We start from the raw sequence: 17,777 nt of genomic DNA, 5'->3' as shown, positions 1-17,777 counted from the left end.
CTCACATCCTGAACACGCCGAACTTCGTTTCCTCGATTCCGGCGTTGAGCGCGGCCGACAGGCTGAGCGCCAGCACCTCGCGCGTTTTCGCCGGGTCGATGATGCCGTCGTCCCACAGCCGCGCCGAGGAGTAGAGCGGGTGGCCCTCATGCTCGTATTTCATCAGGATCGGCTTCTTGAATTTCGCTTCCTCGTCCGCGCTCCACTCACCGCCCTTGCGCTCGATGCCCTCGCGCTTGACCACCGCCAGCACGGTCGCCGCCTGTTCGCCGCCCATCACCGAAATGCGCGCATTCGGCCACATCCACAGGAACCGCGGCGAGTAGGCGCGTCCGCACATGCCGTAATTGCCGGCGCCGAACGAGCCGCCGATGATCATGGTTACCTTCGGCACGCGAGCGGTGGCGACCGCCATCACCAGCTTGGCGCCGTCCTTGGCGATGCCGCCGGCCTCGTATTTCCGCCCGACCATGAAGCCGGTGATGTTCTGCAGGAAGATCAGCGGGATCTTGCGCTGGCAGCACAGTTCGATGAAATGCGCGCCCTTGACAGCACTTTCGGAAAACAGCACGCCATTATTGGCGATGATGCCGACCGGCATGCCCTGAAGATGGGCAAAGCCGGTGACCAGCGTGGTGCCGTAATTCTGCTTGAACTCGTCGAACTCGGAGCCGTCGACGACGCGCGCGATCACCTCGCGCACATCATAGGGCTGGCGCAAATCCGTCGGCACGATACCATAGAGTTCACGCGGATCGTGAAGCGGCGGCGCGGGTTCCTGTAAGCTCAGGCTTACGGTCTTGCGCCGGTTGAGGTTCTTGACGATGCGCCGGCAAATCGCGAGCGCATGTTCGTCGTCCAGCGCATAGTGGTCGGCGACACCGGACAGCCTGGTGTGCACGTCGGCGCCGCCAAGCTCCTCGGCGCTGACATCTTCGCCCGTAGCCGCCTTCACCAGAGGCGGGCCGCCGAGAAAAATGGTCGCCTGGTTGCGCACCATGATCGTCTCGTCCGACATTGCCGGCACATAGGCGCCGCCCGCAGTACATGAGCCCATGACGCAGGCGATCTGCGGAATGCCGGCCGCCGACATGTTGGCCTGGTTGTAGAAGATGCGGCCGAAATGCTCGCGGTCGGGAAACACCTCGTCCTGGTTGGGCAGGTTGGCGCCGCCGCTGTCGACCAGATAGACGCAAGGCAGATTGTTTTGCCGCGCGATCTCCTGCGCGCGCAAATGCTTCTTCACCGTGAGCGGATAATAGGTGCCGCCCTTCACCGTGGCGTCGTTGACCACGACCATCACCTCGGTCCCTTCGACACGGCCGACGCCGGCGATGATGCCGGCCGAGGAAATCTCCTCGCCATACATGGACCATGCCGCGAACTGGCCGATCTCGAGGAAAGGCGAGCCGGTGTCGAGCAATTGCGCCAGCCGCTCGCGCGGCAACAGCTTGCCGCGCGAAACATGACGCTCGCGCGCCTCCTCCGAGCCACCGCGCTCGACGCTGGTTGCTTTCTCCGCAATGTCGGCAACCAGCGCCCGCATGCGCTCAGCATTGGCGCGGAAGGTTTCGGAGGAGGGCGAGATCTGGGTTTGGAGTACGGCCATGCTAAACCCCTTCCGCCATGATCTCGCGCCCGATCAGCCAGCGGCGGATCTCGCTGGTGCCGGCGCCGATCTCGTAGAGCTTGGCGTCGCGCAACAGCCGGCCGGTCGGATACTCGTTGGTATAGCCGTTGCCGCCAAGCAGCTGGATGGCGTCGAGCGCCATCAGCGTCGCCTTTTCGGCGGCAAACAGCACGCAGCCGGCAGCATCCTTGCGTGTCGTCTGGCCGCGATCGCAGGCAGCCGCGACAGCATAAACGTAAGCGCGCGCGGCGTTCATCGTCGAATACATGTCTGCAAGTTTGCCCTGCACGAGCTGGAACTCGCCGATCGGCTGGCCGAACTGCTTGCGCTCATGCACATAGGGGATCGCCACGTCGAGACAGGCCGCCATGAGCCCGAGCGGTCCGCCGGCGAGCACGGTGCGCTCGTAGTCGAGGCCCGACATCAGGACCTCGACGCCGCGGCCCTCCTCATGCAGCACATTGTCATAGGGCACCTCGACATTGTCGAACACCAGTTCGCCGGTGTTGGAGCCGCGCATGCCGAGCTTGTCGAGCTTTGGCGATGCCGAGAAGCCGGCCATCGTCTTTTCGACGATGAAGGCGGTGATGCCGCGCGATTTCCGCTCGGGATCGGTCTTGGCGTAGACCACCAGCGTTTCGGCATCGGGGCCGTTGGTGATCCACATTTTCGAGCCGTTGAGCACATAGCGGTCGTTGCGCTTTTCGGCGCGCAGCTTGAGCGAGACGACGTCGGAGCCGGCGCCCGATTCCGACATGGCCAGCGCACCTGCCCTTTCGCCCGAGCACAATGCCGGCAGGAATTTCTCCTTCTGAGCCGGCGTCGCCCAGCGGTTGATCTGGTTGACGCAGAGGTTCGAATGGGCGCCGTAGGAGAGACCAACCGAGCCCGAGGCGCGCGAAATCTCTTCCACCGCAATGACGTGGGCAAGATAGCCCATGCCGCTGCCGCCGAAATCGGGATCGGCGGTGATGCCGAGAAGGCCGAGCGCGCCGAGCTCTTTCCACAGATGCGTGGGGAATTGATTGCTGCGGTCGATCTCGGCAGCGATCGGCGCTATTTTCTCCTGGGCAAAGCGGCGCACCAGATCGCGCAGCGCCTCGATGTCCTCGTCATGCCCGAAGCTGAGTGTGTTCGTGTACATGCCGTTCCTCCCCGATTTCGATCTTCGCGCCAACCAGGCGCATTGTCATTGAAAGATATGTCGCCGTGACTTCAGCCATCGACAGCCGCTCGCCCGGCCGGAACCAGACGATGACGCCGGTCATCATCTGGATCAGGGCCATGGCAGTGAGCCCGGTGTCATCGACACTGAAGGCGCCTGCCTCCGCGCCGTCGCGCAGGATGGCGCGCAACTCCTTCTCATAGGCGGTGCGCATGCGCAGTATCTGCGTCAGCCGGTCATGCGACAGGCTGCGCAATTCCATGTTCGAGACATGGGTGGAGTGGCGGCGCTCGATGTGGAAAGCGATGTGGTTTTCGACATAGGCGGCAAGCCGCGTTGCCGGATCGGCAGCGTCGGGGCGTGCGGCGTCCCACGCTTCGATCAGCCCTTCCATATGTTCGCGCATCAGCGTGAACAGCAGGTCTTCCTTGGTCGGAAAATAGCGGTAGAGCGCGGCGGCCTGGACGCCGACCTCGGCGGCAAGCTGCCGCATCGACATTGCCTCGTAGCCGAAGCGGGCGATCAGGCTGACCGCAGCCTCCCGGACGGCCGCTTCAGTTTTTTCGCCGTCGGATCCCGTTGTGCGTGCCATGAACGTCTCCCGATACCTAGTAATAAAACGAACGTTCAATTAATTCAAGCGGCAATAAAGTGGTTCCGTCTAGACAATGATCCGAAAGTCGATGGGCGCGTCGAGGAGTTCGAATTCTTCGATCTCGACCCTCGAAACCGAAGCTCCCCTTGGCCCTTGCCGGAGCCGTTCGATCATTGTGGAAACCGCAGCATCGGCACCGGCAATCGAGGCCGTCACCGTGCCGTCTCGTTCATTGCGTACCCAACCTACGAGGCCAAGCCTTATCGCTTCGCGTCGCGCCCACAGCCGGTAGCCGACGCCTTGCACCTTACCATGCATGCGCGCCTGCACCGCCTTTTGCCGGTCGTTATCTCCCATGCTCAAGAACTGGCGCGGGATCGGACGAAAGCAACAGCCTTGAACGGTTGGATTGTTGTTGGATCGACGGAAGCCGGGGGCCCGGCTGGTTCTGTCTTGGCCTTTGGCGGCATTGGCAGGCCGTGTCGCGACGGCAATCGGCCGGGCTAGTTTCCCCGTGCCGCGGCGAGCGCGCCGGGCAGTTCCTCGGCAAAGATGTCGAGCTCATGATCGAGGCCGACGCTGACCCGGATGCAACGTTCGAGCCTTGGCGCCATCGGTTTGCGAATGAACACGTCGCGCGACAAAAGGTTTTGCAGCACTTTCAGCGCGAAGGCGCCGTCCTGGCCGCAGTCGATGGTGACGAAATTGGTCGCCGATGGCAGCGGCTTCAGCCCGTTCGTCTCCGCAATCCCGGCTATACGTGTGCGGCCGGCAGCGACTCGCGCCACCACGGTGTGCAGCCAGTCCTGGTCGGCCAGCGCCTCGACGCCGGCGATCTGCGCCATGCGGCTGACGCCGTAATGGTTGCGGATCTTCTCGAAGTCACGGATCACCTCGGCTTCCGCCACCGCATAGCCGCAGCGTATGCCGGCCAGCCCGTATGCCTTGGAGAAGGTGCGCATGCGGATGACATTGGATCGCGCGACATCGATCGGCGGCAGCGCCGAGGCCGGCCCCAATTCGCCATAGGCCTCGTCGAGCACCAGCATGGTGGTTTCCGGCAACGCTTCGACGAAGCGGGTGATATCTCCTGCTTCCCACCAGCTGCCCATCGGATTGTCCGGATTGGAGAGATAGACCAGCGGCGCCTTCTCCTTGATGACTGCCTTGAGCAGGCCGTCCAGGCTTTCCTTGTCGTTCTCGTAAGGCACCGTGACCAGCCGGCCGCCGACGCCGGCAATGTGGAAGTTGAAGGTCGGATAGGCGCCGAGCGAGGTGACCACCGCGTCGCCGGGCGCGACATACATGCGCGCCACCAGGCTGAGCAGCCCGTCTATGCCTTCGCCGACCATGACGTTTTCGGCGCCGACGCCGAGATGGCGGGCCGCAGCCTGCTTCAGATCGTAATTGTCGGGATCGCAATACATCCACTGGTCACGCGCGACGCGCTCCATACGGGCGATAACGCGCGGCGAAGGCCCGAAGCTGCTTTCATTGGCGCCGATGCGGGCGCGAAAAGCACGTCCGCGCTCGCGCTCCTGCGCTTCCGGTCCGACAAACGGCACCGTCGAGGGAAGCGCGCCGACAAGCGGCGTGAGGGCAGGGCGCTGGCGCATGGCAAAGGCTCACGAGAAGACGGGCCTTCTTGCTAGCGTGCCCAATGGGACGGCGCAAGTTCTGGCGCGGCTGGAAATAGTGGCCATCACGCCCGTGATGAAATCGGCGCGGGTGGCCACGCTCTACGACCTGACCGCCGGTAGGCGGCAACCCTTTTGAAGGCCAGCACTGCAGCCAATGGCGACGGGCGCTTCAAAAAGAAAACCCGGCGGTTGCCCGCCGGGTTCGATTTTCAGCCAGGCTGAGCGTCTTAGAACGAGCGCTGGAAGCGGAGGAGACCGCCGATGCTGCTCTTCTTGTCGGCGTTGGTGAAGTTGGAGAAATTGGCGTCGTCGAACTTGCCTGCATTGAGGTAGTCGACTTCGGCCGTGACCGTGAAGCCGGGAACAACGTCGTAGGCGATGTTGGCGGCAACACCGAGATTCTTCCATTCGTCATACGAGACCTGGGCATTGAACGAGGTCTTCTCGTTGATGGTGTAGGTGCCACCACCCCAGAAAGCCCAGTTGCCGCCCCACTGCTTGTAGAAGCCGCGGCCGCCGGCGTCGATCGCATAGCTCGAGTCCGTCAAATTGTCGTCGGTGCCGTAGCCGCCCATGATGAAGAGCGACAGGTTCTGCATCGGGGTGATATCCAAACGAACTTTGCCGGCGACTTCTTCGTAGTTGCTGTCATAAGCGACGACGCCGGTGATGGCGCCCCAGCCCTGCGTGTACTTCACGCCGCCGACGACATGCGGAACGTAGCTGTCGATGGTGCCAACGGTTCCGGAGCCTTCTTCGAGAGAGACCACGGCCGAGAAGCCGTTGCCCGCATCGAAGTAGTACTGGACGACGTTGGTATCGAAATCGCCGTAGGGAACGAGCGTATCCTGGAGGACGTTGCCGGCGTAGCCGATGAACGTGTCGAAGGCCGATTCGTCCTTACCGACGCGCAGGCCACCGAGCTGGATCCAGGCGAAGTTCAGCGAAACGTTCTTGTTGCCGGCAGGGTTGGAGTTGAACTCGTCTGCTTCGGTCGTCGGATCGTCTGCCGAGGGGTAGCCGTTGCGGTTGCCGAAGTTGAAGCGGGTCTCGGTGTAGGTCTTCAAGGTGCCGAGTTCGGTTTCCTGGCCGGTCCAGGTCTTCAGCGTGAAACGGGCATTCTTGTAGAAGGTATCCTGCTCGTCGCCATCCTTATGGTCGAAGGACCTCGCACCATCGAACGAACCCACGTCGCCGGCACCGATGTCGTAACGGACATAGCCGCCGATGCGCAGGCAGGTTTCGGTGCCGGGAATGTAGAAGTAGCCGGCGCCGTAGACGTCGCAAATCTTGACGTATTCAGCCGGTTCCGGCTCGGCGACGACGACGGCGTCGGCGGCGCGCGCACCGGAAACTGCGATCAGGGCCGCAGCGGAGCCGAGGAGAAGGCTCTTAATGTTCATTTTCTGACCTCCAGTCAGAATCGAACAAGACAGTGAAGCCGGCGACAGGCGTTTTCGCTGTAATCAGTTGTTATTGTTGAGGTCTATTGAAAAATGGAACTTTGCTGCGGGTGATGCGGCCATCACCACAGGCGCTTGTTTGCGGAAGCATGCCCTGAACCGGATTTGAGATAGCGCTCGAATGAAGCTGCCTTGCCCTGGTTCGAAAAGGCCATATAGGTGACGATCCGCCACGGCAGAAACTTGGATGTATGGCTGGATTTCCCCGCATTGTGCTCGACAAGCCGTCGTTTCAGGTCCGTCGTTATGCCGATATAGCGTTCGCCTTCCGCAGCCGTACTCTCCAGAAGATACACATACCACATGAGCTGCTCTCCCTTGCCGGGCGTCGGAGGGCATCCTCTCCGCCATCCTGCTTCGCGCTGAGGTGGGCTTGTCCTGCGAAGCTCGAAGAGCGAAGCAGGACTGCCAATCGAATTTTGCAAGGGATTGTCTGGGCTTACGCTGTGCGGCACGTAGCACACCACACGGTCCGGCCTTTCTACGCCAAGGCTTCGGAGGGCATCCTCTCCGCCATCCTGCTTCGCGGTGAGGGTTGGGCTTGTCCTGCGAAGCTCGAAGAGCGAAGCAGGATGGCGGAGAGGATGGGATTCGAACCCACGAGAAGCTTTTGACCTCTACTCCCTTAGCAGGGGAGCGCCTTCGACCACTCGGCCACCTCTCCGTTGCGCCGCTGGATAGAGAAAAGCGCCGGCACAATCAACAAGCCGGCGCGATAATCGTTGAAAAATCCGCATTCGGCCGCAGCGGCGCCTTTTGCATGCGGCGATTCTACGGCAGTTCCCTGGCTGGCGAGTCGGCGACATGGCCGCAATTCTGGCCGGCCATCGCCGGATTCGGCCGCATTGCGCGGCGCTGGATAAGGCTTGCGGGCCCTTCGATAGTTAATGAGAGCTTTCTGACTGAGGCCAAATCGTGTCATTTGTGCAACAACGCATGGGGATAGCGCCCGCATAGCCCTTTCGCCGGTACGATCGTGGTTGAACGCCGCCGCCTCATGGGTAATGTCGATTTCGAAGGAGCGGCGCGGTGCGCATCTTTTTCGGTAGTGGGGATGGGGCAGGGAACGCTGTCCTTCAGCAAAGAATACCCAGACCCGTTTTTTAACTTTTGACTGGAGGTCAGAAAATGAACATTAAGAGCCTTCTCCTCGGCTCCGCTGCGGCCCTGATCGCAGTTTCCGGTGCGCGCGCCGCCGACGCCGTCGTCGTCGCCGAGCCGGAACCGGCTGAATACGTCAAGATTTGCGACGTTTACGGCTCGGGCTACTTCTACATTCCCGGCACCGAAACCTGCCTGCGCATCGGCGGCTATGTCCGCTACGATATCGGCGCCGGCGACGTCGGCGCATTCACGGGTGCGGAGTCGCTCGACCACGAAGATGGTGACGCGCAGGACACCTGGTACAAGAATGCCCGCGCCACCTTCAAGACCTGGACCGGCCAGGAAACCGAACTCGGCACCTTGAAGACCTACACCGAGACCCGCTTCAACTTCGGCAACAACAATCGGTACGCCACCAACATCGCTGATGATCCGGCCACACCCCTCGTCGATGAAACCGCTTTCGATAGCAATCCGGCCGGCATGAAGAGCGTTTCGCTGAACTTCGCCTGGATCCAGCTCGGTGGCCTGCGCGTCGGTAAAGACGAATCGGCCTTCAATACGTTCATCGGCTATGCCGGCAACGTCATCCAGGATACGCTGGTCCCCTACGGCGGCTTCGACACCAACGTCATCCAGTACTACTTCGATGCGGGCAACGGCTTCTCCGCCGTCCTCTCGCTCGAAGAAGGCTCTGGCGTCGTCGGCACCATCGACAGCTATGTTCCGCATGTCGTCGGCGGTCTGAAGTACACACAGGGCTGGGGCGCCATCACCGGCGTGATTGCTTACGACAGCAACTACGAAGAAGTCGCCGGCAAGGTGCGTTTGGACGTCACCCCGATGCAGAACCTGTCGCTGTTCATCATTGGCGGCTATGGCACCGACGACAACCTGTCGGATCCGACCTGGGCAATCCCGGCCGGCGGCCGCGGCTTCTACAAGCAGTGGGGCGGCAACTGGGCAGTCTGGGGTGGTGGCACCTACACCATCAACGAGAAGACCTCGTTCAACGTCCAGCTTTCGTATGACGAGGACAAGAACTTCGGCGCCGCGGCGAACATCGCCTATGACGTCGTCCCCGGCTTCACGGTCACGGCCGAAGTCGACTACATCAACGTTGGCGACTCCGATTGGACCGATGCCCGCGATGACGACGCCATTGGCGGCATGCTCCGCTTCCAGCGCTCGTTCTAAGGGCTGGCTTTAGACAAGTGAATACCAGCCCGGGCGCTTCAACGCCCGGGCTGTTTTGTTTCGTGACTGGGTCAAGACAAGCAGAAGGAACAGGGGAATCGGCAGCTGAACAGTCCGTAGGGTGAGTTCGTGGGATCCGCTGATGGGCGGATGAATTCACAACTGCGTGATTAAATCTCTTGAAAGGACGCTTCCAAGCGGATAGGTCTGACTCTATCCACTCGGGGGTGTGGCATTTTATGACCATCGAAGCGATACAAGAGGGCGACCCCTCCGAACATTTCTCAATGTTCTCTTCTCAAACTGCGAAGATAAAATACAGCTACAACAAGATAAGAGAAGTAAAGTCGCACCGGGTCGGAGAGCTTTTTTCAGCATACCGAGACATACTCTGGGACGATGGGCGGCATAAATACAATGTCAGCTCGTTCATCGGCGAAATAGACGAGATTCTCCTCGGAGAACGGTTCAGCGCCTTTGACCAGAGCACCCTGGACAACCTTATCGGCACCTTGCGCCAGCGCGGCAACAGCAACGCAACCATCAATCGAAAGATGGCTGCCCTCAGCAAACTGCTGCGCAAGGCTTACAAGATGGGGGATATCCACAGCCTGCCCGAGTTCCGCCGCCAGAAAGAGCGGGCGGGACGGATTCGTTTCCTCGAAAGGAGCGAAGAGGCGCAGCTGTTCGCAGCCATCAAGAGCCGCAGCGAAGATGCCTACCGTCTCTCGGTCTTTCTCGTCGATACCGGCTGCCGCCTCGGCGAAGCGCTTGGATTGATCTGGAACGACATCCAGGAACATCGCGTCTCGTTCTGGATCACCAAATCCGGCCGCAGCCGCACCATCCCGATGACCGAGCGGGTCAAAGAGGTGATCAAACTGCCCCCGTCAGAGGGCCGCCGGCCCAAGGGCCCGTTCACCAAACTCAGCCAGGCCCAATTTCGCGCCATCTGGAACGATGCGAAGGCCGAAGTCGGTCTCGGCGCCGACGACCAGGTGGTGCCGCACATCTTGCGCCACACCTGCGCGTCGCGTCTGGTCCAGGGCGGCATCGACATCCGACGCGTGCAGATGTGGCTCGGCCACCAGACGCTTTCGATGACCATGCGTTATGCGCATCTGGCGACCAACGATCTCGACGGTTGCGTCGTCGTGTTGGAGACGCCGCGCGGCGAGGGGCCGTCCGTCGAAAGCTCGGCCTTCGCATCTCCGTTGACCACTGTTTCAGCTGCAGCTCCGACGAAAAAGGGCGAGGCGGCGTCGAAGCCGGCAAAGGCACCTCGGAAAAGCTCGAAAGCCAAATAGTTTCGCCGAGCGCTTATATACTGAAATCGCAACCCCAGGATCATATTTGATCTTGGGGTTTACTTTATCTAGGCTGCGTCTTGTGCTTTGGTCAGGAAGGCCGCGATGGCGCCGGGCAGATCGCCTGTCTCCAGGAAGGGCGCGTGGCCCTGGCCATCGATGGTGATCGCTTCCATACCAGTATGGCGCTTTTGCATCTCCTCGAGTGTTCTGACTGACAGAAGTTTCGAGTTGGCGCCGCGTATGGCAAGCAAAGGGATGGCCGCCAGCGCCTCGAACTGCGGCCACAGATCCGGCAACGGCTTGCTGAGGTCGAGGCTCGCCACCGTCTCCACCAGCCGCGGGTCGAAATCCGGCAACAACCCTTCGTCCGTCTCGCGGTAGAGGGCCGTCACCATCCGCTCCCAATCCGCTTCGGTAAGCGCAGGAAAATCCGCGCCATGCGCGATGCGTTGGGCCTCGACCGCCTCAGCGCGGCTCTTCGGTTTCGGCGCTGGGTCGAGATAGGTTTGGATATGGGCAAGCCCCGCGGCCTCGATCACCGGTCCGATGTCGTTCAGCACAATGGCTTTCAGCGCGGCTGGCCGTAGCGCGCCGAGCACATGGATGATCAGCCCGCCGCGCGATGTGCCGATGAAGGCCGCTTCCTCGACGTTCAGAGCGGCCAGCCCGGCGAGGACATCGCCGGCCTCGACGCCGACATTGTAGTGGCCGATATCGGGATCGTAGGCCGACTGGCCGCGGCCGCGATAGTCGAAGGCGATGACCTTGCGCGGATGGTCGGCGCGCTGCGACAGGTAAAGCGCCAGCTCATGAAAATCGCGGGCGTTGCGGGTCAGGCCAGGCAGGCAGACGACCGGCCAGTGGCCGGAATTCGCTTCGCCATAGACGCGGGCGTGAAGTCTGAGTCCATCCGGCGCTGTGTAAAAGAAGTCGGAGAAACCGTCGTGGTTTGACATGCAGACTCGATTCCTCGCCGTTGTCGGATCGCCTGCGACTGCTACAGGCGGCAGTGGCAGCGGTCAAATCGGAGGCGCGACGCAAAGGCTGCTAATCTCCCACCTTGCGGGGGAGATGGCCGGTAGGCCAGAGGGGGTGTGAAGGATCGCCAACCTGAATGGCTTCGCCGCGAATGATACGATGCGTTGGCTGATAGGCCGAGGGACAGCCCCCTCTGCCTTGCCAGGCATCTCCCCCGCAAGGGGGGAGGTCGGCAGCTTCAGCGAAATCGCCTATCGAGCCGTCGGTAGCCTCAGCTCCGTCCGTTCACCAGATCCCCAACAATGTCGTACTTCCCCGAAATACGCATCTTGTAGACTTCGTAATTCTCCATCACGCGCTGCACGTAACTTCTTGTTTCCGTGTAGGGAATCCGCTCGATCCAGTCGACGACGGCATCGATCCCCTTGCCGCGCGGGTCGCCGTATTTCGCCACCCATTGGCTGGCGCGGTTGGGGCCGGCATTGTAGCCGGCGAAGGTCAGCACATAGGAGCCGCCGAAGCGGTCGAGCTGTTCGCCGAGAAAGGCAGCCCCTAGCGTCGCGTTGTAGCCGGCATCGCTGGTCAGCCGATCCGGCGAGAAGGTCAAGCCGGCCTTCTTCGCCAATTGCTTTGCGGTGCCCGGCATCAACTGCAGCAGGCCGCGCGCGCCGGCGCTGGAGACGGCGCCGACATTGAACTCGCTTTCCTGGCGCGCGATCGCATAGGCCAGCGCCTTGCCCGAGCCGGAAATGTCGGCGGTGTCGGGAATGACGCCCAGCGGATGCGACAGCGCTCCGACATCGATGCCGCGCGCTCCGGCGATCTTGCCGATCTTCAGCGCCATGAAATGATTGCCCTGCTTTTCCGCCAGCACCGCAAGCAGCGCCAGTTCACCGGGGCTGGTCAACTGCCCGGCGAGGTCGCGGTAGAGCGTCTCGGCATAGCGGTCATAGCCCGCTTCCTGCAGCCGTTTGATGGCGCTGACGGCTTCACGGCCGTCAAAGCTTTGGCGGTCGGCGGTGCTTGGCTCGGGATAGACGATGTTCAGCGTGCGCAGGCCAACCCGTTCCGCCGCCAACTGGCCGTAGAAAGTCGTGCCATAGGCTGCCGCCTTGGTGAAATAGCCCTTCGCATCGCCGGGACCGCCGACTTCCGCCGCGCGGCCAAGCCAGTAATAGGCACGTGACAGCGACATCGGCCCCTGCGCGAGATCGGCGATGCGCGCAAAATGGGTCGAGGCGGTCTCGTGATCGTTGAGACCGCGCAGCGCATACCAGCCGGCGTGGAATTCAGCTTCCGCCGCACTGGTGGGACTTTCGGCGGCATGCGCGGCAACGATCTTGTAGGCGGACTTCCAGTCGCCCTGGTCGACCAGTTCGCGCGACAGCACGCGGCGCTCGACCCACCAGGCATCGGGATCGACCAATGCGTCGCGATTCGTTGGCGCTTTCATCACCACCGCCGCTGCGTCCGCAAACTTCCGCTGCTTGCGCAGATATTCGGCCTGCGCGAAGAAAAAGCCGGCTGAGCGCACTGCTGTGGGCACCGCTTTCAACAGCTTGGCCGTGTTCTTGTCGCCGCGGGAGGCGGCCGCCCAGGCATCGGCCAATGGCTGCGCGCCGGCAAGCGCGGCGACGCGCTGAGCGGAATTTACCCGGTCGGCATAAAACATCCGCTCCATGCGGAAACGATGGTCGGCAATCGGGATGATGGCGCCGAACTCCTTGATGACGGCCGCCTCATCCTTCGCTTCCAGCTTTTCGGTGCGCCAGAACGGCGACAGCACCGAGAGCGCCGCCTTGGTATTGCCCAGCGCCACATAGGAGCGGGCAAGGCCCATCACGCCTTCGAAGGTCAGCGGCTGGCTGCCGCCAAAGGCCTTCGCCACGGTCTGCGGCGACGGGCTTTCGCGGTAGAGTGCGCGCTCGCTGTTCTTGCGCAAGGCGATGGTGCCCGGCCAGCTCGGCAGCATCTTTGCGGTATCGGCAATCTCGCTGCTCGGCACACGGTCGCCACCATAGAGCGCGATCGCCCAGGCCAGGATATGGCGGTCGAGCGACTTGGCCGGCAAGGTCTCGCGCACGGCGCGTGCCGCGGCAATATCGCCGGTCGCCAACGCGTCGAGACCGCTTTTCAACACGACGATGCTGGCGGAGGGCGCATCGGTCTGCGCCCCGTCCTGCAGGCCCCTATCCTGTAGACTGGGCATCGGGATCGACGAGGTCGTCTGCTCGTCGACGCTCTCGTTTGCCGCCGTCCCCGCTATCAGCAGGGCAACGGCGCCAAGCAATGCGAAGCGGAGTGGCCGACTGGCCGGCATGGTCTTTATGTCTTCCTTGGTTGCGGCATTCACCAGCAGGCCGAGATGCCTTGAAGCCTAGACTTAGGTCGTGAAGAGCCCGTAAACAAAGGATTATCGAGGTCGTTCGAATTGCGCTTGCTGGCACCATCGCCATGCTTGCCGCGCAACCGTGTCGAGACTATGGTGCGCGGCTTCGCTTTCGGCTAGAAGGCGCCGACGCTAAAACACGTCAAGAAACCCTAGAAGTCCCAAGGAGTTGGACGACATGCTGAGAGGCTCGCTTACTGCGCTCGTGACACCGTTCGAAAAGAGCGGGCGTTTCGACGAGAAAGCCTTTCGCGCGCTTGTCGAATGGCAACTCGCAGAGGGCACCACAGGCCTCGTCCCGGTCGGCACCACCGGCGAATCGCCGACGCTGTCGCATGACGAGCACCGTCATGTCATCAAGGTCTGCATCGAGGTGGCCAAGGGCCGCGTTCCGGTCGTCGCCGGCGCCGGCTCCAACAACACCGAGGAAGCAGTTGGGCTTGTGCAATATGCCGAGAAGGCCGGCGCGGATGCCGCACTGGTCGTCACGCCCTATTACAACAGGCCGACGCAGCGTGGCCTCTACGAGCATTTCGCCGCCGTCGCCAGGGCGACCAAGCTGCCGATCATCATCTACAACATCCCGCCGCGCTCGGTCATCGACATGATGCCGGAGACGATGGGCAGGCTGGCACACGACTTCAAGAACATCGTCGGCGTCAAGGATGCCACCGGCAAGGTCGAGCGTGCGTCCGAGCAGCGCGCCACCTGCGGCAAGGAGTTCATCCAGCTTTCGGGTGAGGATGCCTCCGCACTCGGCTTCAACGCTCATGGCGGCGTCGGAGCCATTTCGGTGACGTCGAATGTCGCGCCGCGCCTCTGCGCCGAGTTCCAGGAGGCAACGCTTTCCGGCGACAGTGCCAAGGCGCTGGAACTGCAGGATCGGCTGCTGCCATTGCACAAGGCGATTTTCATCGAACCCGGTGTCTCCGGCGCCAAATACGCGCTGTCGAAGCTGGGCAAGATCGAAAACGTGCTGCGCTCGCCGCTTGTCACTGTCGAGGACTCGACTGCGGCAAAGCTCGACGCGGCATTGAAGCACGCCGGCTTGATTAATTAGGGATGAGGCGCCACCTCTCCACATCATGAACCAGGTCAGAAAAGCCGATCCCAACAACAAGACCGTCTCGGAAAACCGCAAGGCGCGGTTTTCCTATGAGGTGCTCGACACTGTCGAGGCCGGCTTGGTGCTGACCGGCACCGAGGTCAAGTCGCTGCGTCAGGGCCAGGCCAACATCCAGGACAGCTACGCCTCGGTCGAGGGCGGCGAGATCTGGCTGATCAACTCCTATCTGCCGGAATATCTGCAGGCCAACCGCTTCAACCACGAGCCCAGGCGGCGCCGCAAGCTGCTGCTCAACAAGCGCGAGATGGCAAAACTGTCGCAGAGCATCGACCGCGAAGGCATGACGCTGGTGCCGCTGAAAATCTATTTCAACGATCAGGGTCGCGCCAAGCTCCTGCTCGCCGTCGGCCGCGGCAAGAAACTGCACGACAAGCGCGAGACCGAAAAACAGCGCGACTGGTCGCGCGAAAAGGGCCGGCTCATGAAGGAACGCGGCTAGAACGTCGGGCCCCAGAAAAGCCAGACATCGGCTTTCAAGTTGCTAACAGCTACAGCAACGACACACGGCGGGGAAAGCTTGAAGAACCGGATCATCCTCTGGGGTGCGGCCAGTCTGGTCTTTGCCGGCATCGTCGCGGCGGGCGGCTTCATTTATTTCCAGACCTTTTCGCCGGATCGTGACAGCTATCCGGTCAGGGGCATCGACGTTTCCCATCATCAGCGCGAGATCGATTGGCGCCGCGTTGCGGCCGACGATGTCGCCTTCGCCATCATCAAGGCGACCGAGGGTGGCGACCATGTCGACGATGCCTTCGCCAAGAATCTGCGCGAGGCGCGTGCGGCCGGGCTTGCGGTCGGCGCCTATCACTTCTTCACCTTCTGCCGGCCGGGTGCCGACCAGGCGAAAAATTTCATTTCGGTAGTGCCGAACGATCAACCACTGCTGCCGCCGGTGGTCGACATCGAATTCGGCGGCAATTGTCCGCAACGGCCGACGCCCGAGCAGCTGAATGCCGAACTCGCCGCTTTCCTCGGCCCGGTCGAAGCCACCTTCGGCAAGGCCGCGATCGTCTACCTGACCGACGAGGCGGAGGAGGCCTATGCCGGGAAAATCGCCGTTCGCCCGCTCTGGCGCCGCTCATTGCTCCTGGAGCCGGATCACAACGACTGGGTGTACTGGCAGTACCACAATATGGGCCGCGTCGACGGCATCACGGGCGATGTCGATCTGAACGTGCTGAAGGGTGGGCGGGAGAGACTGGGGGAGTTGTTTGCCGCGCCCGAATTGGTCTCTCCGCAAACGTCTCCATCGCCCTGAACGGATCAGGCAAGCTTTGGCTACCCACAGCCTCACGCAGGTCTGGAAATGGCTGAAAAAGCCATCCCTGCAGCCATGATCAGGATGGCGGCGAACTGGATGCCGGTCGGCGTTTCCCCGAGCACCGTCATGGCGATCAGCACCGTTGCGATCGGCACGCATGGCATGAACAGCGATGCCGCCTGCGACCCCAGCTGTCGGACGATATAGGTAAAGAGGAACATGGCGGCCGCACCGGCCAAGAACCCTTGAATGACGATCTGGCTGGCGATCTCGGCCACTGATGCGGCGTGGAGGCCGCTCGGGGCAAAGAGATAGAGCAGCGGTAGCGGCACGCATGACAGGAGCACGACCGTTGCGGTCGCCGTAACCGGGTCGACGCGCCAGCGCCGCACGAGAACTGCATAGGCGGCAAACATCGCGCCCGATGCGACGAACAGAAGATCGCCGAAGAAGACGTCCTTCATGTTGCCGCCGATGTTCGCCGGCGCAATGAACAGGATCAGCCCGGCGATGATGGCGGCGACACCGACGGTTCGCTGGCGCGAGACTTTGTCGGTGGTTGCGATGTACGACAGCACGAACGAGAAGAACACGATCGAGGCAGGGCAGAGTGCCGCCCCATGGGCGGCAGGCGCGCAGGTGAGACCCCAATTGATGATGATGGGGTAGGGCAGTCCGGCCAGCGCCGTCAGCGTCAAGGCACGCCGCCAGCCCAATGCCTTGCCGGTCGCCAGGCCGCTTCTCCAGATGACCGGCAGCATGACCATGCCGGCGCCGACAAAGCGCAAGGTTGCGAGATCCGTCGCCGTCAGATGCTCCCGCAGGCTGAAGCGGGCGGCGACGAACTGCACGGCGTAAATGCCGATCATGGCCAGGCCCGCAAGGATTGCCGGCTTCGTGTTTCGGTCCTCTGCCACGCGCATTCTCGATCCGCTCAATCCTGCCGGCGGAGGCATTTCGCTCCGCGGCTTTCGTTGGAAACGCAGCCTATTGTCGAAAATAGTGCGATGAAATATGCTTTTTCCGAGATCTGGAAGTGAAATTCACACAATGGAGGCGCTACAAACGTGAATCATGAATCCGATCAGCTTGATGCCATCGATCGTAGCTTGCTGCGGTTGTTGCAGGAGGACGGGCGTCGCACCACTCTCGATCTCGCCGCCCGCGTCGGCCTGTCGCCGACCGGTACCAGCCAGCGGGTGAAGCGCCTGTTTCGTGACGGGTTCATCACCGCTGTCCGGGCCGTGCTCAATCCGCAAAAGATCGGCCGCGGCACGCTTGTCTTCATCGAAGTCAGGCTCGACCAGGCGGCACCGCATGTGTTCGACCGCTTCGCCGAAGCGGTGGCAAAAGCCCCCGAAGTGCTGGAATGCCATATGGTCGTCGGCGGCTTCGACTATCTGGTCAAGGCGCGCATTTCGGAAATGGCCGCCTACCAGGATTTTTTGAAGCACGTGATCCTGCCGCTGCCAGGTGTCAGAGAAACGCACACCTATGCGTCGATATCGGACGTGAAGCCGGACGCGCTGCTGCCGGTGTGAGGGCCGGTCGAAGCCCCCTTTGATAAGGTCGCGATCGTCCACCCGACCGATGAGGCGGAGGAAGCCTATATCGGGAAAGCCGCCATACGGCAGCGCTGGCTGCGCTCACTGGCGTTCAAGCCGAGCGAGGATGACTGAGTCTATTGGCAGTGCCGCAATATGGGCCGCGTCGATGGCATCATCGGCGATGTCGATCTGAACGTCCTGAAGGGCGGGCGGGAGAAAGTTGGCTGAGTTTGCCGCGCGGCGCCAGGACGATTGAAGCTGATGCCGGTCTAAACAGCAGTGCCATGCCTGACTTGCTGACTTTACTGCGTTGCAAAACAAAAATCTGACATTCCAGCCGGCGCTGAATAACAATCCTCCTCGGCTCGGTTT

Annotated in this window: 17 protein-coding genes and 1 tRNA gene; 7 read left to right on the top strand and 11 right to left on the bottom strand. The window is 61.9% G+C overall.

Annotated features, from left to right (window positions below):
• Position 1: 1 nt before the first annotated feature.
• From NKL06_RS05935 to NKL06_RS05915, 5 genes are all read right to left on the bottom strand, one after another.
• Positions 2-1,609: a carboxyl transferase domain-containing protein gene (locus NKL06_RS05935; protein ID WP_023692830.1), complete on the bottom strand. Its 1,608-nt coding sequence runs from the start codon at positions 1,607-1,609 to the stop codon at positions 2-4.
• Between the two features lies 1 nt (position 1,610).
• Positions 1,611-2,774 (bottom strand): isovaleryl-CoA dehydrogenase, encoded by a 1,164-nt coding sequence (locus NKL06_RS05930; RefSeq protein ID WP_023692831.1) that lies wholly within the window; start codon positions 2,772-2,774, stop codon positions 1,611-1,613.
• Entirely contained in the window at positions 2,743-3,387 is a 645-nt protein-coding gene (locus NKL06_RS05925; protein ID WP_023692832.1) for a TetR/AcrR family transcriptional regulator, read from the bottom strand. Before NKL06_RS05925 ends, NKL06_RS05930 begins: the two co-directional genes overlap by 32 nt.
• Before the next feature lie 69 nt (positions 3,388-3,456).
• Positions 3,457-3,747 carry an acylphosphatase gene (locus tag NKL06_RS05920; RefSeq protein WP_023692833.1) on the bottom strand — a complete coding sequence of 97 codons (291 nt, stop codon included), beginning with the start codon at positions 3,745-3,747 and terminating at the stop codon, positions 3,457-3,459.
• 146 nt (positions 3,748-3,893) lie between these two features.
• A complete protein-coding gene (locus NKL06_RS05915) occupies positions 3,894-5,006 on the bottom strand; it encodes a pyridoxal phosphate-dependent aminotransferase (protein WP_023692834.1) in 1,113 nt (370 codons plus the stop codon).
• On the opposite strand from NKL06_RS05915, the gene NKL06_RS05910 reads away from it, so the two are divergent.
• Positions 5,005-5,166 carry a hypothetical protein gene (locus NKL06_RS05910; RefSeq protein ID WP_023692835.1) on the top strand — a complete coding sequence of 54 codons (162 nt, stop codon included), beginning with the start codon at positions 5,005-5,007 and terminating at the stop codon, positions 5,164-5,166. The two genes, NKL06_RS05915 and NKL06_RS05910, sit on opposite strands and share 2 nt — an antisense overlap.
• A gap of 91 nt (positions 5,167-5,257) precedes the next feature.
• Here the strand turns inward: NKL06_RS05910 and NKL06_RS05905 are convergent, their stop codons facing one another.
• The 3 genes from NKL06_RS05905 to NKL06_RS05895 form a co-directional block, all read right to left on the bottom strand.
• Positions 5,258-6,433, bottom strand: coding sequence for a porin (locus NKL06_RS05905; protein ID WP_023743754.1), 1,176 nt, complete (start codon positions 6,431-6,433; stop codon positions 5,258-5,260).
• Between the two features lie 122 nt (positions 6,434-6,555).
• Positions 6,556-6,798, bottom strand: a complete 243-nt coding sequence (locus NKL06_RS05900; RefSeq protein WP_023692836.1) for a GIY-YIG nuclease family protein — start codon at positions 6,796-6,798, stop codon at positions 6,556-6,558.
• A gap of 268 nt (positions 6,799-7,066) precedes the next feature.
• Positions 7,067-7,157: transfer RNA gene (locus tag NKL06_RS05895), tRNA-Ser, on the bottom strand.
• Between the two features lie 464 nt (positions 7,158-7,621).
• Here NKL06_RS05895 and NKL06_RS05890 point away from each other — a divergent pair.
• Both NKL06_RS05890 and NKL06_RS05885 read left to right on the top strand, forming a co-directional pair.
• The gene (locus NKL06_RS05890) at positions 7,622-8,794 is read left to right on the top strand and encodes a porin (RefSeq protein WP_352580049.1); all 1,173 of its coding nucleotides are present in this window, start codon (positions 7,622-7,624) and stop codon (positions 8,792-8,794) included.
• Positions 8,795-9,033: 239 nt separating this feature from the next.
• Positions 9,034-10,101, top strand: a complete 1,068-nt coding sequence (locus NKL06_RS05885; protein WP_023692837.1) for a tyrosine-type recombinase/integrase — start codon at positions 9,034-9,036, stop codon at positions 10,099-10,101.
• 68 nt (positions 10,102-10,169) lie between these two features.
• Here the strand turns inward: NKL06_RS05885 and NKL06_RS05880 are convergent, their stop codons facing one another.
• Positions 10,170-11,060 (bottom strand): alpha/beta fold hydrolase, encoded by an 891-nt coding sequence (locus NKL06_RS05880; RefSeq protein ID WP_023692838.1) that lies wholly within the window; start codon positions 11,058-11,060, stop codon positions 10,170-10,172.
• A 293-nt stretch (positions 11,061-11,353) separates the two neighbouring features.
• A complete protein-coding gene (locus tag NKL06_RS05875; RefSeq protein ID WP_023692840.1) occupies positions 11,354-13,402 on the bottom strand; it encodes a lytic transglycosylase domain-containing protein in 2,049 nt (682 codons plus the stop codon).
• Positions 13,403-13,649: 247 nt separating this feature from the next.
• Here NKL06_RS05875 and dapA point away from each other — a divergent pair, with 247 nt between their 5' ends.
• The 3 genes from dapA to NKL06_RS05860 all read left to right on the top strand — a co-directional run bounded on the left by dapA (position 13,650) and on the right by NKL06_RS05860 (position 15,855).
• Positions 13,650-14,531, top strand: a complete 882-nt coding sequence (dapA, locus tag NKL06_RS05870) for a 4-hydroxy-tetrahydrodipicolinate synthase (protein WP_023692841.1) — start codon at positions 13,650-13,652, stop codon at positions 14,529-14,531.
• Positions 14,532-14,556: 25 nt separating this feature from the next.
• On the top strand, positions 14,557-15,036 hold the full coding sequence (gene smpB, locus NKL06_RS05865) for an SsrA-binding protein SmpB (RefSeq protein ID WP_023692842.1): 480 nt from the start codon (positions 14,557-14,559) through the stop codon (positions 15,034-15,036).
• Between the two features lie 78 nt (positions 15,037-15,114).
• A complete protein-coding gene (locus tag NKL06_RS05860) occupies positions 15,115-15,855 on the top strand; it encodes a glycoside hydrolase family 25 protein (RefSeq protein WP_023692843.1) in 741 nt (246 codons plus the stop codon).
• Positions 15,856-15,887: 32 nt separating this feature from the next.
• Here NKL06_RS05860 and NKL06_RS05855 read toward each other — a convergent pair whose 3' ends face one another.
• Positions 15,888-16,775 carry a DMT family transporter gene (locus NKL06_RS05855; RefSeq protein ID WP_023692844.1) on the bottom strand — a complete coding sequence of 296 codons (888 nt, stop codon included), beginning with the start codon at positions 16,773-16,775 and terminating at the stop codon, positions 15,888-15,890.
• Positions 16,776-16,925: 150 nt separating this feature from the next.
• On the opposite strand from NKL06_RS05855, the gene NKL06_RS05850 reads away from it, so the two are divergent.
• Positions 16,926-17,399 carry an Lrp/AsnC family transcriptional regulator gene (locus tag NKL06_RS05850; protein WP_023692845.1) on the top strand — a complete coding sequence of 158 codons (474 nt, stop codon included), beginning with the start codon at positions 16,926-16,928 and terminating at the stop codon, positions 17,397-17,399.
• Positions 17,400-17,777: the final 378 nt, after the last annotated feature.

It is taken from the genome of Mesorhizobium sp. C268A (assembly GCF_040324475.1).
Taxonomy (GTDB): Bacteria; Pseudomonadota; Alphaproteobacteria; order Rhizobiales; family Rhizobiaceae; genus Mesorhizobium.
The sequence above is the reverse complement of the archived record's forward strand: the minus strand, read 5'-3'. Positions and strand labels throughout refer to the sequence as shown.

Coding starts and splice junctions, on each gene's coding strand:
- NKL06_RS05935 (WP_023692830.1), bottom strand. CDS start 1,609: ATGGCCGTACTCCAAACCCAGATCTCGCCCTCCTCCGAAACCTTCCGC.
- NKL06_RS05930 (WP_023692831.1), bottom strand. CDS start 2,774: ATGTACACGAACACACTCAGCTTCGGGCATGACGAGGACATCGAGGCG.
- NKL06_RS05925 (WP_023692832.1), bottom strand. CDS start 3,387: ATGGCACGCACAACGGGATCCGACGGCGAAAAAACTGAAGCGGCCGTC.
- NKL06_RS05920 (WP_023692833.1), bottom strand. CDS start 3,747: ATGGGAGATAACGACCGGCAAAAGGCGGTGCAGGCGCGCATGCATGGT.
- NKL06_RS05910 (WP_023692835.1), top strand. CDS start 5,005: ATGGCAAAGGCTCACGAGAAGACGGGCCTTCTTGCTAGCGTGCCCAAT.
- NKL06_RS05915 (WP_023692834.1), bottom strand. CDS start 5,006: ATGCGCCAGCGCCCTGCCCTCACGCCGCTTGTCGGCGCGCTTCCCTCG.
- NKL06_RS05905 (WP_023743754.1), bottom strand. CDS start 6,433: ATGAACATTAAGAGCCTTCTCCTCGGCTCCGCTGCGGCCCTGATCGCA.
- NKL06_RS05900 (WP_023692836.1), bottom strand. CDS start 6,798: ATGTGGTATGTGTATCTTCTGGAGAGTACGGCTGCGGAAGGCGAACGC.
- NKL06_RS05890 (WP_352580049.1), top strand. CDS start 7,622: ATGAACATTAAGAGCCTTCTCCTCGGCTCCGCTGCGGCCCTGATCGCA.
- NKL06_RS05885 (WP_023692837.1), top strand. CDS start 9,034: ATGACCATCGAAGCGATACAAGAGGGCGACCCCTCCGAACATTTCTCA.
- NKL06_RS05880 (WP_023692838.1), bottom strand. CDS start 11,060: ATGTCAAACCACGACGGTTTCTCCGACTTCTTTTACACAGCGCCGGAT.
- NKL06_RS05875 (WP_023692840.1), bottom strand. CDS start 13,402: ATGCCGGCCAGTCGGCCACTCCGCTTCGCATTGCTTGGCGCCGTTGCC.
- dapA (WP_023692841.1), top strand. CDS start 13,650: ATGCTGAGAGGCTCGCTTACTGCGCTCGTGACACCGTTCGAAAAGAGC.
- smpB (WP_023692842.1), top strand. CDS start 14,557: ATGAACCAGGTCAGAAAAGCCGATCCCAACAACAAGACCGTCTCGGAA.